Below are 14,713 nucleotides of genomic sequence, written 5' to 3'. Positions count from 1 at the left end.
CTTGCTAGATGTAAATAACTTTGAGTATATGAAAATAGGCCTGGCTTCACCGGATAAGATTCGTTCTTGGTCCTACGGTGAGGTTAAGAAGCCAGAAACCATCAACTATCGTACGTTGAAACCAGAAAAAGACGGTCTTTTCTGCGAGCGAATTTTCGGCCCGCAGAAAGACTGGGAATGTCACTGCGGAAAATATAAACGCGTCCGCTATAAAGGAGTCGTTTGTGACCGCTGTGGCGTAGAAGTAACAAAGGCGAAAGTTCGCCGTGAGCGTATGGGGCACCTTGAACTAGCTGCCCCTGTCTCTCACATTTGGTACTTCAAAGGAATCCCTAGCCGTATGGGTCTTGTGTTAGATATGTCACCGAGAGCTCTTGAGGAAGTTATCTATTTCGCAGCCTATATCGTTACGGACCCAGGTGAGACGGCTCTTGAGAAGAAGCAATTGCTTTCTGAAAAAGAGTACCGCTCTTACCGTGAGAAGTTCGGACAAGGATTCCAGGCAGCTATGGGTGCGGAAGCCATCCGTAAGCTTCTATTCGATATAGACCTTGATGGTGAAGTAGATACGTTGAAAGAAGAGCTGAAAACAGCTCAAGGACAACGTCGTACACGTGCAATCAAGCGTCTTGAAGTATTAGAATCCTTCCGTAACTCAGGAAACGATCCATCATGGATGATTCTTGACGTTCTTCCGGTCATCCCACCGGAACTTCGTCCAATGGTCCAGCTTGACGGTGGACGTTTTGCAACTTCTGACTTGAACGACTTGTATCGTCGTGTGATCAACCGTAACAACCGCTTGAAGCGTTTGTTGGATCTTGGCGCACCGACAATCATCGTTCAAAACGAGAAGCGTATGCTGCAGGAAGCTGTCGATGCCTTGATTGACAATGGTCGTCGCGGTCGTCCTGTTACAGGACCAGGGAACCGACCGCTTAAATCCCTTTCTCACATGTTGAAAGGTAAGCAAGGACGTTTCCGTCAGAACTTGCTAGGTAAGCGTGTCGACTATTCCGGACGTTCTGTTATCGTCGTAGGACCATCCTTGAAGATGTACCAATGTGGTCTTCCAAAGGAAATGGCCCTTGAATTGTTCAAACCATTCGTTATGAAAGAACTCGTATCCCGAGGTCTTGCTCATAACATCAAATCAGCGAAGCGTAAGATCGAGCGCGTACACCACGAAGTATGGGATGTCCTTGAGGACGTCATCAAAGAACACCCGGTTCTGCTCAACCGTGCACCAACATTGCACCGTTTGGGTATCCAGGCCTTTGAACCGACTCTTGTTGAAGGTCGTGCCATTCGTCTGCACCCGCTTGTATGTACCGCATACAACGCTGACTTCGATGGAGACCAAATGGCCGTACACGTGCCACTATCTTCAGAAGCTCAGGCGGAAGCGCGTATCTTGATGCTTGCTGCTCAAAACATCCTTAACCCTAAGGATGGTAAGCCGGTCGTTACACCTTCCCAGGACATGGTATTAGGTAACTACTACCTGACTCTTGAGAGAAAAGGTGCCATCGGAGAAGGCATGTTCTTCAAAGACTTGAACGAAGCTCTAATGGCTTACCAAAATGGCTATGCTCATCTGCACACTCGTGTAGCTGTTCAGGCTAGCTCATTAAATAACGAAACATTTACGGAAAAACAGAATCAGCAGCTTCTACTGACTTCAGTAGGTAAGTTGATCTTCAACGAAATGCTGCCGAATTCATTCCCATATATCAATGAACCGACGAAAGAGAACTTGGAAATCAAGACTCCTGATCACTACTTCATTGAAAAAGGTACAGATATCCGTGAAGAGATTTCTAAGCGTGAAGAAGTATCTCCATTCAAGAAAGGGATCCTTGGTGATATCATCGCAGAAGTGTTCAAGCGTTTCTCCATCAGTGAAACGTCTAAGATGCTTGACCGCATGAAGGACCTTGGGTTTGCTTACTCAACGAAGGCCGGTATTACTGTCGGTGTATCCGACGTTGTCGTACTTCCAGAGAAGCAGGAAATCCTTGATGAAGCACAGGAGAAAGTGGATAAAGTCTTGAAACAGTTCCGTCGTGGTCTGATCACAGAAGAAGAACGTTACGATCGCGTCATCGAAATTTGGTCTGCGGCTAAAGATGATATTCAGAACCGTCTGATGAAATCCTTGAACCCGCGTAACCCAATCTTCATGATGAGTGATTCTGGAGCCCGTGGTAACGCCTCTAACTTTACGCAGCTTGCTGGTATGCGTGGTCTGATGGCTAACCCGGCTGGACGAATCATTGAACTTCCGATCAAGTCAAGCTTCCGTGAAGGTCTGACGGTACTCGAGTACTTCATCTCTACACACGGAGCCCGTAAAGGACTTGCTGATACGGCCCTTAAGACAGCTGACTCCGGTTACTTGACGCGTCGTCTTGTAGACGTAGCGCAGGATGTCATTGTTCGTGAGGATGATTGTGGAACAGACCGAGGTCTTCCTGTAGCAGCATTGACAGAGGGAACCGAAGTGGTCGAACCATTGATTGATCGCCTTATCGGACGTACAGCGTTCCAGACAGTGAAACATCCTGAAACCGATGCTGTTATGGTTGAAAGAAATGAAGTCATTTATGAAGATGTCGCACGTCAAATCGTTGATGCTGGCATTGAAGAGATCGTGATCCGTACGGCATTCACATGTAATACGAAACATGGTGTTTGTAAGAAGTGTTATGGCCGTAACCTTGCAACAGGTGATGAAGTTGAAGTCGGTGAAGCAGTCGGAATCATCGCTGCACAGTCCATCGGTGAGCCAGGTACACAGCTTACAATGCGTACCTTCCACACAGGTGGTGTAGCCGGAGACGATATCACGCAGGGTCTTCCGCGTATCCAGGAGATCGTGGAAGCACGTAATCCGAAAGGTCAAGCCGTTATCTCAGAAATTGATGGTACGGTTCATGAAATCAATGAAGTCAAAGAGAAGCAGGAAATCGTCGTACAAGGCGCAGTAGAATCACGTTCTTACACAGCTCCATATGGTGCACGTATGAAAGTGTCGGTTGGAGATGAGGTCAAAGCAGGTGAACCTCTGACTGAAGGTTCGATTGATCCTAAAGAATTGCTGACTGTACAAGGCCTTGATGGCGTTCAAGAATACCTTCTCAAAGAAGTACAGAAAGTTTACCGAATGCAAGGGGTGGAAATCTCCGATAAGCACGTTGAAGTTATGGTACGCCAGATGCTTCGTAAAGTACGTGTCCTTGATTCGGGTGACACCGATGTACTTCCTGGTTCTCTACTTGAAATTCACCAATTCAAAGAAGCGAACCAAAAAGCGCTTATGGAAGGTGGCCAGCCGGCAGTCGGCCGTCCAGTCATCCTTGGTATTACCAAAGCGTCTCTTGAAACAGACAGCTTCCTATCTGCTGCATCCTTCCAGGAAACGACACGTGTCCTTACAGACGCAGCGATTAAAGGTAAGCGCGATGAGTTGCTAGGATTGAAAGAGAATGTTATTATCGGTAAGCTTGTTCCTGCAGGTACGGGTATGACTCGTTACCGCAAGATCCAAGCGCAATCCGAGCAACAAAGACAAGAGGTTCCAGAAGTGACGGAAGAAGTCACACATTCTTAAAATAAAGAAGTAGATGTTAACAAGGTGTAAAATTAAAGGAAGCACAAAAAACTCACCCGGATGCAGTTGACATGCATTTGGGTGAGTGATAATATAATCAAGGTGCTTCCATTTATCCTTGTTACTTTGGAGGATATGAAGATGTCTTATGAAAAAGTAGCACAGGCTAAATCCGATATAATCATTGGAACCAAACAAACACTGAAAGCCATGAAAAATGGCGAAGTGGTTGAAGTCATAACGGCTGACGATGCTGATCAGTCGATGACACTTAAAGTAGCTAAATTAGCCCAACAACTGAACATTCCTCACACACGGGTACCTTCGATGGAGGAGCTCGGGAATGCATGTGGTATTGATGTTGGTGCGGCTACAGTGGCGATAAAGCAATAAAGTTTTGGCGTTCTGCGCGAAAGCTTTGTTTTTTGCCTTTTTATGAACCACCTGGATGTGTGGTATTAAAAAAGTACGAAGGGAGGATACAAACATGCCAACAATTAACCAATTGGTACGCAAAGGACGCGTGAGCAAAACAAAGCAGTCTAACTCTCCAGCTTTGAACAAAGGCTACAACAGCTATAAAAAGCGTATGACTGATCTTTCATCTCCACAAAAACGTGGGGTTTGCACTCGTGTTGGAACAATGACACCTAAGAAACCGAACTCTGCCCTACGTAAGTATGCACGTGTTCGTCTTACTAACCAGCTTGAGGTTAACGCTTATATCCCTGGTGAAGGCCACAACCTTCAAGAACACAGTGTTGTTCTTATCCGTGGCGGTAAAGTTAAAGACTTGCCAGGTGTACGTTACACCGTTGTACGTGGTGCTCTTGACACAGCAAGTGTTGATGGCCGTATGCAAGGTCGTTCCAAATACGGTACGAAAAAGCCAAAAGCTAAAAAATAATCGATATGCAAATATCGCTTAAATAAAAACATCGAAGAAGGGAGGGGAACATATGCCACGTAAAGGTCCAGTAGCTAAACGTGATGTGTTACCAGATCCAATGTATAACTCTAAGCTTGTTACTCGCTTGATCAACCAAATCATGGTTAACGGTCAGCGCGGTAAAGCACAGAAAATCCTTTATAAAGCATTTGAACTTGTTCAAGAACGTAGCGGCAATGACGCTATGGAAGCATTTGATCAAGCAATGAAGAACGTAATGCCTGTATTGGAGGTACGCGCTCGTCGTGTAGGTGGTTCCAACTATCAGGTACCTGTTGAGGTTCGTCCAGAACGTCGCCAGGCACTAGGCTTGCGTTTCATCGTAAACTATGCGCGTCTTCGCGGAGAGAAAACGATGGAAGAGCGCCTAGCTAACGAAATTCTAGATGCTGCTAACAACACAGGTGCATCTGTGAAGCGTCGCGAAGAAATGCACAAGATGGCGGAAGCGAACAAAGCATTCGCTCACTATCGCTGGTAATCACCAAAAAATAAAAGGTTCAAACAGGAAGGAGAAAGATGCATGGCTAGAGAGTTCTCCTTGGAAAAGACTCGGAATATCGGGGTAATGGCTCACATCGACGCTGGTAAAACAACGGCGACAGAGCGTATTCTTTTCTACACAGGACGTATCCACAAGATTGGTGAAACTCACGAAGGAGCTTCCCAAATGGACTGGATGGAGCAGGAACAAGAGCGCGGAATTACAATCACTTCCGCCGCTACGACTGCTCAGTGGAAAGGTCACCGTATCAACATCATCGATACTCCAGGACACGTAGACTTCACTGTTGAAGTTGAACGTTCCCTGCGTGTACTTGATGGTTCCGTAGCTGTCCTTGACGCACAATCTGGTGTTGAGCCTCAAACAGAAACTGTTTGGCGCCAAGCTACGACATACGGTGTTCCTCGTATTGTCTTCATTAACAAAATGGACAAAATCGGAGCTGACTTCATCTACTCCCTAGGTACGTTGCAAGACCGCCTAGGAGCAAATGCAGCAGCTGTTCAACTTCCTGTCGGTGCGGAAGATGAATTCGAAGGAATCATCGACCTAGTAACGATGGAAGCATACTACTACATGGACGACTTGGGAACACGTGCTGAAGCACGCCCGATTCCTGACGACTACAAAGATCAAGCTGAAGAGTACCGTGGCAAGCTAGTAGAAGCTGTCGCAGAACTTGATGAAGACTTGATGATGCAGTATCTAGAGGGAGAAGAAATCACAAACGACCAGCTTAAGGATGCCATCCGTAAAGCAACTCTAAGTGTTGAATTCTACCCAGTATTCTGTGGTTCTGCCTTCAAGAACAAAGGAGTTCAACTTCTAATTGATGGTGTTATCGATTATCTACCATCTCCACTAGATGTACCTCCAATTGAAGGTCACGTACCACAAACAGAAGAAGAAGTTGTACGTAAGCCTGACGACAACGAGCCATTCTCTGCATTGGCATTTAAAGTTGCGACAGACCCTTATGTAGGTAAATTGACTTTCTTCCGCGTGTATTCCGGTACTTTGAATGCTGGTTCATACGTGAAAAACTCCACGAAAGACAAGCGTGAGCGTGTAGGTCGTATCCTGCAGATGCACGCAAACTCTCGTGAAGAGATCTCCACTGTGTATGCAGGGGATATCGCAGGTGCGGTAGGACTTAAAGATACAGGTACGGGTGATACGCTATGTGACGAAAAGAGTCTTGTTATTCTTGAGTCCATGGAATTCCCTGATCCGGTAATCTCTGTTGCTATCGAGCCTAAATCTAAAGCTGACCAAGATAAGATGTCCATCGCTCTTGGAAAACTAGCTGAAGAGGATCCAACGTTCCAAACTGAAACAAACGTTGAAACTGGTCAAACGATCATCGCAGGTATGGGTGAACTTCACCTGGACATCATCGTTGACCGTCTGAAGCGTGAGTTCAAAGTTGAAGCGAACATTGGTGCTCCGCAAGTTGCTTACCGTGAAACATTCCGCGGTAGTGCACAAGTGGAAGGTAAGTTCGTACGTCAATCCGGTGGTCGTGGACAATTTGGTCACGTATGGGTTGAGTTCGAGCCAAACGAAGAAGGCGCTGGTTTCGAATTCGTTAACAAGATCGTCGGTGGTGTTGTACCACGTGAATACATTCCATCTGTAGAACAAGGTATTAAAGAGTCTATGGAAAACGGTGTATTGGCTGGATACCCTATGGTAGACATCAAAGCGACTCTTTACGACGGTTCTTACCACGATGTCGACTCCAACGAAATGGCCTTTAAAGTTGCCGCTTCCATGGCACTTAAAGAGGCGAAAAACAAGTGTAAGCCTGTTCTACTTGAACCAATGATGAAAGTAGAAGTTGTTATTCCTGAGGAATACATGGGCGACATCATGGGTGACGTAACTTCCCGTCGTGGACGTGTAGAAGGCATGGAAACTCGTGGTAATGCACAAGTGGTTAAAGCATTCGTTCCACTATCTGAGATGTTCGGTTATGCAACTGCGTTGCGTTCCAACACTCAAGGCCGTGGTACGTACACAATGCACTTCGACCACTATGAAGAAGTTCCGAAGAGCATCTCTGAGGAAATCATTAAGAAAAATGCTGGTGAATAATTGATTTTTTAGACGAGTTAAAGTATAACTTGTATTGTAAGCTTAGGAGTGACTATTGCTTACTCCTAAGCTGCATCATAAATCTTGAAAACCAAACTTGTTACTTATCTAAAGGAGGAAATATACAATGGGTAAAGAAAAATTTGACCGGTCCAAGTCCCACGTTAACATTGGTACAATTGGACACGTTGACCACGGTAAAACAACTCTAACTGCAGCGATCACGACTGTACTTCACAAGCGTTCTGGTTCTGGTGAAGCAATGGCATATGACATGATTGACGGTGCTCCTGAAGAGCGTGAGCGTGGAATCACAATCTCCACTGCACACGTTGAGTACGAAACAGAAAGCCGTCACTATGCACACGTTGACTGCCCAGGTCACGCGGACTACGTTAAGAACATGATCACTGGTGCTGCTCAAATGGACGGCGCGATCCTAGTTGTATCTGCAGCTGACGGTCCAATGCCACAAACTCGTGAGCACATCCTACTTTCTAAAAACGTAGGTGTACCAGCTATCGTTGTATTCTTGAACAAAGTTGACATGGTAGACGACGAAGAGCTTCTTGAGCTAGTAGAAATGGAAGTTCGCGATCTTCTTTCTGAGTACGACTTCGATGGTGATGACGTACCAGTAATCAGCGGTTCTGCTCTTAAAGCTCTTGAAGGTGAAGAGAAGTATGAGCAAGCAATCTACGATCTTATGGACGCAGTTGACGAGTATGTTCCAACTCCAGACCGTGACACTGACAAGCCATTCATGATGCCAGTTGAGGATGTATTCTCTATCACTGGTCGTGGTACAGTTGCAACTGGTCGTGTTGAGCGTGGAACAGTTAAAGTCGGTGACGAAGTTGAAATCATCGGTATGGCTGAAGAGTCCAGCAAAACTGCTGTAACTGGTGTTGAAATGTTCCGTAAGCTTCTAGATTACGCTGAAGCTGGAGACAACATCGGTGCACTTCTACGTGGTGTTAAGCGTGAAGACATCAACCGTGGTCAAGTACTAGCTAAGCCTGGTTCTATCACTCCACACACAAACTTCAAAGCTGAAGTTTATGTACTAGCTAAAGACGAAGGTGGACGTCACACTCCATTCTTCTCTAACTACCGCCCACAGTTCTACTTCCGTACTACGGACGTAACTGGTGTTATTCAACTTCCTGAAGGCGTAGAAATGGTTATGCCTGGGGACAACGTTGAAATGACTGTAGAACTTATCTCCCCAATCGCGATCGAGGACGGAACTCGTTTCTCCATTCGTGAAGGTGGACGTACAGTAGGTTCTGGCGTAGTTTCTGAAATCACTAAGTAATTTCAGTACTATCCTATATAGAGAGCAACAGCTTGCGGCTGTTGCTCTTTTTTAATGAAAATATATGTTTCTACGACTCATTCCTCATCTCGCATGATATGATTTGTTCGTTTACTATATGGAGGCTTTAGGACATGAAGGGTCAGGGTCTTACTTTTCAACGTCATAATTTTCTAATCATACAGGACGGCGTGCCGAATATGTTCCTGTTCAGTTAAATGCGACTACTTATACTATTGAAATTCTATTAAGGACAGGCGCGGAGGCTTTGAGTAGTGAGGTAATTGTAGATGGGAGAATTGCTAGTCCGGTTGTTTCGAAATACGTATATCATCTTATGTGGACTTGGAATTAAATAGATGCGGTATTTCATTAAGGTCTTTCAATTTTCAGAACATCATTCTTAACACAGAGATGGTTGATAATCTTACGCAAATTTGTTTTAATGGACAATGGATTTCAAAGAGGCAGTCAAAGAATCTCAGCGGAAACCCTATGAATACGTGGTTTCCCCTTGAAAAACGTCCTGAACGCTAGTATAATATTTTAAGTGTCCGTGATGAAAATAATTATGGATTTATCCTTGCAATGACCGCATTTCTTCTATATAATAAGTAATGTTGGTCATAAAAGGCGATGAAGCGAAAGGTTGTTGACACACCCGGCCCCTTTGCCATGGCTGGTGGTCAAGTTTTTTTCGCGGAGAATGTCTATTTCAAAAATGGGCGAAGAAGGAGGGAAAATAATGGCAAAAGAGAAAATTCGTATTCGTTTAAAGGCGTATGATCACAGAGTACTTGATCAGTCCGCAGAAAAGATTGTTGACACTGCGAAGCGTTCCGGAGCTAATGTATCTGGTCCGATCCCGCTTCCAACAGAGCGTTCTGTTTATACTGTACTTCGTGCGACTCACAAGTATAAAGACTCTCGTGAGCAGTTCGAAATGCGCACACACAAACGTTTAATCGACATTGTTAATCCAACACCACAGACTGTTGATTCACTTATGCGTTTGGATCTACCATCTGGTGTGGATATCGAAATCAAACTATAAATAAATCGTAAAGATAATAGGAGGTGTAACGGATGACGAAAGGAATCTTAGGACGAAAAGTCGGCATGACTCAAATTTTCTCTGAAAATGGTGAGTTGATCCCAGTAACAGTCGTTCAGGCTGAGCCAAACGTTGTTCTTCAAAAGAAAACAACAGAAAACGACGGTTATGAAGCGATCCAACTAGGTTTTGCTGATGAAAAGTCAAACCGCTTGAAGAAAGCTGCCCAAGGGCACGCTGATAAAGCAAGCACAACACCTAAGCGCTACGTTCGTGAATTCCGTAATACAAACCTTGATGACTTTGAACTAGGTCAAGAGGTTAAAGTTGATATTTTCGAAGCTGGTGACGCAATTGACGTTACAGGAACTTCTAAAGGTAAAGGATTCCAGGGTGCAATCAAGCGCCATAACCAATCTACTGGACCTAAAACTCACGGTTCCCGTTTCCACCGTCGTTCCGGTTCTATGGGACAAGGTGCTGACCCGTCCAAAGTCTTCAAAGGCAAAGGCCTTGCAGGACAAATGGGTGGCGAAACAGTAACTCTACAAAACCTTGAAGTAGTAAAAGTGGACGCTGAGCGTAATCTACTACTTATCAAAGGTAATGTACCAGGCGCGAAAAAGTCTTACGTTAAGATCACAAGTGCAATTAAGGCTAGCAAATAATAAACGAAGGGAGGATATGTCATGCCTAAAGTAGCACTATTAAACCAAAGCGGTTCTAACGTTGGTGAAATCGAACTGAATGAATCCGTTTTTGGAATTGAACCGAATACTCACGTATTACACGAAACTGTGTTGATGCAACGCGCGAATCTTCGCCAAGGCACACACAAAGTAAAAGGACGTTCTGAAGTTAGTGGCGGCGGACGTAAACCATGGCGCCAAAAAGGTACAGGCCGTGCACGTCAAGGATCCATCCGTAGCCCACAATGGGTAGGTGGCGGAACTGTATTTGGTCCTACACCACGCAGCTACAGCTACACAATGCCTAGAAAAGTACGTCGTTTGGCACTTCAGTCTGCTTTCTCTTCTAAAGTGAAGGAAGACAACATCATTGTTCTTGAGAGCCTATCTCTAGATGCTCCAAAAACAAAAGAAGTTGCAAACATCCTAAAAGCCCTAGATGTTAACGAGAAAGCATTGATCGTTACTGCAGAAGCAGACGAAAATGTAACTCTTTCATCTAACAACATCCCTACAGTGAAAAGTCTTCCTGTAGAACAAGTAAGTGTGTTAGACTTGCTAACGCATGACAAGCTGATCCTTACTAAGGAAGCAGCTGAAAAAGCAGGGGAGGTGCTCTCATAATGAAAGAACCACGCGATATTATCAAGCGCCCCGTCATTACTGAACATTCTGCTGATCTTATGGGAGAAAAGAAGTATACGTTTGAAGTTAGCCCGAAAGCTAACAAAACTGAAATTAAAAAAGCAGTTGAAGAAGTCTTTGGTGTTCAAGTTGCATCTGTCAACACAATGAACCTAAAAGGTAAATTCAAGCGTATGGGTCGTTACGGCGGCTACCGCTCTGATCGTAAGAAAGCAGTCATCACTTTGACTCAGGACAGTGAAGATCTAGAAATCTTCGAAGCATAAAATATACGAATTGAAATATGAAGGAGGGAAATAAAGATGGCGATTAAAAAGTTCAGACCAATTACTAACGGTCGTCGACACATGTCAGTATCTGATTTCGCTGAAATCACAACTGACAAACCTGAACGCTCCCTTGTCACTCCACTTCATAAAAAAGGTGGACGTAACAACCAGGGTAAGCTGACAGTTCGTCATCAGGGCGGAGGCCACAAGCGTCAGTATCGTATTATCGACTTCAAGCGTGACAAAGATGGAATACCTGGACGCGTTGCTACAGTCGAATATGATCCGAACCGCTCCGCTAACATTGCACTAATCAATTATGTTGATGGTGAAAAACGTTACATCCTAGCTCCAAAAGGCGTGAAGGTTGGAACGGAAATTATTTCTGGTGAAGGTGCAGATATCAAACCAGGTAATGCACTTCAGTTGAAAGACATTCCAGTTGGTACAATCGTACACAACGTAGAACTTAAGCCAGGACGCGGAGGACAGCTTGTCCGTTCTGCAGGTGCTTCTGCACAAATCCTTGGTCGTGAAGAAAAATACACGCTTGTACGCCTGACTTCTGGTGAAGTTCGCTTGGTACTAAGCACTTGCCGTGCAACAATCGGTCAAGTTGGTAACCTTGAGCACGAACTAATCAGCGTAGGTAAAGCTGGACGTTCTCGTTGGAAAGGTAAGCGCCCTACAGTACGTGGTTCCGTAATGAACCCTAGTGATCACCCACACGGTGGTGGTGAAGGACGCGCACCAATCGGTATGCCATCTCCAGTATCTCCATGGGGTAAACCAACTCTTGGATACAAAACGAGAAAACGCAACAAGCCGTCTGATAAATATATCGTGCGTAGACGCGGTAAAAAATAACGGGATTGTCGGGCGGGCAATAACACCCGTCTCTCAATCGCGAAGGGAGGTTTATTCATGGGCCGCAGCCTGAAAAAAGGACCTTTTGTAGATGATCATTTAATGAAAAAAGTCGAGAAGTTGAACGAAGATAATAAGCAGCAGGTCGTAAAGACTTGGTCTCGCCGTTCTACGATCTTCCCTAACTTCGTCGGACACACAATCGCCGTTTATGACGGTCGTAAGCACGTACCAGTTTATGTGACTGAAGATATGGTAGGTCATAAACTAGGTGAATTCGCGCCATCCCGTACGTTTAAGGGACACTCTGGCGACGACAAGAAAACAAAACGTTAATATAGAGAGGAGGCACTCTAATGCAAGCTAAAGCAGTTGCTAAAACCGTTCGTATCGCTCCTCGTAAAGCTCGTTTGGTAATTGATTTAATTCGAGGAAAAAATGTAGGTGAAGCTCTAGCTACACTACGTCTAACACAGCGTGGCGCATCTCCAGTAGTTGAGAAACTTCTTAACTCCGCGATCGCTAACGCAGAACACAACTATGAAATGGACCCGGAAAACCTATACGTTTCCGAAGCGTTTGTAAACGAAGGCGTAACTCTTAAACGTTTCCGTCCTCGTGCAATGGGCCGCGCAAGCCAAATCAACAAACGCACAAGCCACATTACAGTGGTCGTATCAGAAAAAAAGGAGGGATAATCAGTGGGTCAAAAAATTAATCCGGTAGGTCTTCGTATTGGCGTCATCCGCGATTGGGAATCCAAGTGGTACGCTGGCAAAGACTATGCAGACTTGTTACATGAAGACATTAAGATTCGTGAATATGTTGAAAATCGTCTTAAAGATGCTGCTCTTTCTACGGTAGAAATCGAACGCGCAGCAAACCGTGTAAACATCACTGTGCACACAGCTAAGCCAGGAATGGTTATCGGTAAAGGCGGTTCTGAAGTTGAAGCACTTCGTAAAGCTCTAAACCAACTAACTGGTAAACGCGTTCACATCAACATCGTTGAAGTGAAAAAGCCAGATCTTGACGCTACACTTGTAGCAGACAATATCGCACGTCAATTGGAAAACCGCGTATCTTTCCGTCGTGCTCAAAAACAAACAATCCAACGCTCTATGCGTGCAGGAGCTAAAGGTATTCGTACCCAAGTATCCGGTCGTCTAGGTGGCGCGGATATCGCTCGTGCTGAATATTACAGTGAAGGAACAGTACCACTACACACACTTCGTGCAGACATCGATTACGGAACTGCAGAAGCTGACACTACTTACGGTAAGCTTGGTGTTAAAGTGTGGATTTATCGTGGAGAAGTCCTTCCAACTAAAACTGACAAGTAAGGAAGGGGGAAAAGCATTATGTTAATGCCTAAACGTGTTAAATATCGTCGTCAACACCGTACTAGCTTAAAAGGCCGTGCAAAAGGCGGTACTGAAGTAGCATTCGGTGAATATGGTTTGCAAGCAATCGATCCAGCATGGATCACAGCCCGCCAAATCGAGGCAGCGCGTATTGCGATGACTCGTTACATGAAGCGTGGCGGTAAAGTTTGGATTAAAATCTTCCCTGATAAGCCTTATACTGCTAAGCCCCTAGAAGTACGTATGGGTTCCGGTAAAGGTGCTCCAGAAGGTTTCGTAGCTGTTGTGAAGCCAGGGAAAATTATGTTCGAGATCGCAGGTGTATCTGAAGAAGTTGCACGCGAAGCGTTGCGTCTTGCTTCACACAAACTGCCGATCCGTACGAAATTCGTAAAACGTGAAGAAATTGGTGGTGAAATCAATGAAGGCTAATGAGATCCGTGAATTAACCACTGCCGAAATTGAACAAAAAGTTAAGTCTCTTAAAGAAGAACTTTTCAACCTACGCTTCCAATTGGCAACAGGTCAACTTGAGAACACTGCACGTATCCGTGAAGTTCGCAAGTCCATCGCACGTATGAAAACTGTTGCTCGTGAACGTGAGCTAGGCGTAAATAACTAATAGATGAGAGGAGGTCACCCTCACATGACTGAACGTAATAATCGTAAAGTTTATACTGGCCGTGTCGTTTCTGACAAGATGGATAAAACCATCACTGTACTAGTAGAAACTTATAAGTTCCACAAACTTTACGGCAAGCGCGTAAAGTATTCCAAAAAGTTCAAAGCTCATGACGAAAACAACCAAGCGAAAAACGGCGACATCGTAAGCATCATGGAAACTCGTCCATTGTCTGCTTCTAAGCGTTTCCGTCTTCTAGAAGTTGTTGAAGAGTCTGTCATTATCTAAATAAAGTTCGCTCGGAGTTAATCCGAAGGGAGGTTACATTGTATGATTCAACAGGAATCTCGTCTGAAAGTCGCAGATAACTCTGGTGCTCGTGAAATCCAAACGATCAAAGTATTGGGTGGATCCGGCCGCAAAACAGCTAACATTGGTGATATCATCACTGCTACTGTGAAGCAGGCAACACCAGGGGGCGTTGTTAAAAAAGGTGAAGTTGTTAAAGCTGTTATCGTACGTTCTAAGAGTGGAGTGCGCCGTAAAGATGGTTCTTACATCCGTTTTGATGAAAACGCAGCAGTAATCGTGCGTGATGACAAAGGACCACGCGGTACTCGTATCTTTGGACCGGTAGCTCGTGAACTTCGTGATGCTAAATTCATGAAGATTGTATCTCTAGCTCCAGAAGTATTATAAAAGCCTGAATGAAAAGCCTTGT

At 44.9% G+C, this 14,713-nt stretch carries 17 protein-coding genes and 1 pseudogene; all 18 read left to right on the top strand.

The annotated features are described in order from the left end of the window. Window position 1 precedes the first annotated feature (1 nt). Entirely contained in the window at window positions 2-3,613 is a 3,612-nt protein-coding gene (rpoC, locus tag GLV98_RS18850) for a DNA-directed RNA polymerase subunit beta' (protein ID WP_160917555.1), read from the top strand. Between the two features lie 141 nt (window positions 3,614-3,754). Beyond that, a complete protein-coding gene (locus GLV98_RS18845) occupies window positions 3,755-4,006 on the top strand; it encodes a 50S ribosomal protein L7ae-like protein (protein WP_089654440.1) in 252 nt (83 codons plus the stop codon). A 94-nt stretch (window positions 4,007-4,100) separates the two neighbouring features. Continuing rightward, on the top strand, window positions 4,101-4,520 hold the full coding sequence (gene rpsL, locus GLV98_RS18840; RefSeq protein WP_089654439.1) for a 30S ribosomal protein S12: 420 nt from the start codon (window positions 4,101-4,103) through the stop codon (window positions 4,518-4,520). A 52-nt stretch (window positions 4,521-4,572) separates the two neighbouring features. Beyond that, on the top strand, window positions 4,573-5,043 hold the full coding sequence (gene rpsG, locus GLV98_RS18835; protein WP_160916734.1) for a 30S ribosomal protein S7: 471 nt from the start codon (window positions 4,573-4,575) through the stop codon (window positions 5,041-5,043). Between the two features lie 42 nt (window positions 5,044-5,085). Then, window positions 5,086-7,164 carry an elongation factor G gene (gene fusA, locus GLV98_RS18830; protein ID WP_115824706.1) on the top strand — a complete coding sequence of 693 codons (2,079 nt, stop codon included), beginning with the start codon at window positions 5,086-5,088 and terminating at the stop codon, window positions 7,162-7,164. Window positions 7,165-7,291: 127 nt separating this feature from the next. Next, on the top strand, window positions 7,292-8,482 hold the full coding sequence (gene tuf, locus GLV98_RS18825) for an elongation factor Tu (protein ID WP_160917554.1): 1,191 nt from the start codon (window positions 7,292-7,294) through the stop codon (window positions 8,480-8,482). Between the two features lie 745 nt (window positions 8,483-9,227). Further along, entirely contained in the window at window positions 9,228-9,536 is a 309-nt protein-coding gene (rpsJ, locus tag GLV98_RS18820; RefSeq protein WP_089654435.1) for a 30S ribosomal protein S10, read from the top strand. 32 nt (window positions 9,537-9,568) lie between these two features. After that, a complete protein-coding gene (rplC, locus tag GLV98_RS18815; protein WP_089654434.1) occupies window positions 9,569-10,204 on the top strand; it encodes a 50S ribosomal protein L3 in 636 nt (211 codons plus the stop codon). A 21-nt stretch (window positions 10,205-10,225) separates the two neighbouring features. Further along, entirely contained in the window at window positions 10,226-10,849 is a 624-nt protein-coding gene (rplD, locus tag GLV98_RS18810) for a 50S ribosomal protein L4 (protein ID WP_160917553.1), read from the top strand. Then, entirely contained in the window at window positions 10,849-11,136 is a 288-nt protein-coding gene (rplW, locus tag GLV98_RS18805; protein ID WP_160917552.1) for a 50S ribosomal protein L23, read from the top strand. The genes rplD and rplW overlap by 1 nt, the downstream gene beginning before the upstream one ends. A 36-nt stretch (window positions 11,137-11,172) precedes the next feature. After that, complete coding sequence (rplB, locus tag GLV98_RS18800; protein ID WP_160917551.1) at window positions 11,173-12,006, top strand: 50S ribosomal protein L2; 834 nt, start codon at window positions 11,173-11,175, stop codon at window positions 12,004-12,006. Window positions 12,007-12,063: 57 nt separating this feature from the next. Continuing rightward, complete coding sequence (rpsS, locus tag GLV98_RS18795) at window positions 12,064-12,342, top strand: 30S ribosomal protein S19 (protein WP_035511685.1); 279 nt, start codon at window positions 12,064-12,066, stop codon at window positions 12,340-12,342. A 20-nt stretch (window positions 12,343-12,362) separates the two neighbouring features. Continuing rightward, window positions 12,363-12,704: a 50S ribosomal protein L22 gene (gene rplV, locus GLV98_RS18790; protein WP_035511684.1), complete on the top strand. Its 342-nt coding sequence runs from the start codon at window positions 12,363-12,365 to the stop codon at window positions 12,702-12,704. A gap of 3 nt (window positions 12,705-12,707) precedes the next feature. Further along, window positions 12,708-13,374: pseudogene (gene rpsC / locus GLV98_RS18785) on the top strand (30S ribosomal protein S3). Next, window positions 13,368-13,802: a 50S ribosomal protein L16 gene (gene rplP / locus GLV98_RS18780; RefSeq protein WP_027953416.1), complete on the top strand. Its 435-nt coding sequence runs from the start codon at window positions 13,368-13,370 to the stop codon at window positions 13,800-13,802. The pseudogene rpsC and the gene rplP overlap by 7 nt, the downstream one beginning before the upstream one ends. Next, the gene (gene rpmC, locus GLV98_RS18775; RefSeq protein ID WP_008636054.1) at window positions 13,792-13,992 is read left to right on the top strand and encodes a 50S ribosomal protein L29; all 201 of its coding nucleotides are present in this window, start codon (window positions 13,792-13,794) and stop codon (window positions 13,990-13,992) included. Before rplP ends, rpmC begins: the two co-directional genes overlap by 11 nt. Window positions 13,993-14,016: 24 nt before the next feature. Further along, window positions 14,017-14,280 carry a 30S ribosomal protein S17 gene (rpsQ, locus tag GLV98_RS18770; protein ID WP_035511679.1) on the top strand — a complete coding sequence of 88 codons (264 nt, stop codon included), beginning with the start codon at window positions 14,017-14,019 and terminating at the stop codon, window positions 14,278-14,280. A gap of 42 nt (window positions 14,281-14,322) precedes the next feature. Continuing rightward, complete coding sequence (gene rplN, locus GLV98_RS18765) at window positions 14,323-14,691, top strand: 50S ribosomal protein L14 (RefSeq protein WP_035511677.1); 369 nt, start codon at window positions 14,323-14,325, stop codon at window positions 14,689-14,691. The last annotated feature ends 22 nt before the right edge of the window (window positions 14,692-14,713 follow it).

It is taken from the genome of Halobacillus litoralis, assembly GCF_009856415.1.
Lineage (GTDB): Bacteria > Bacillota > Bacilli > Bacillales > Halobacillaceae > Halobacillus > Halobacillus litoralis_C.
This window is presented reverse-complemented; position numbering and strand designations above follow the sequence as displayed.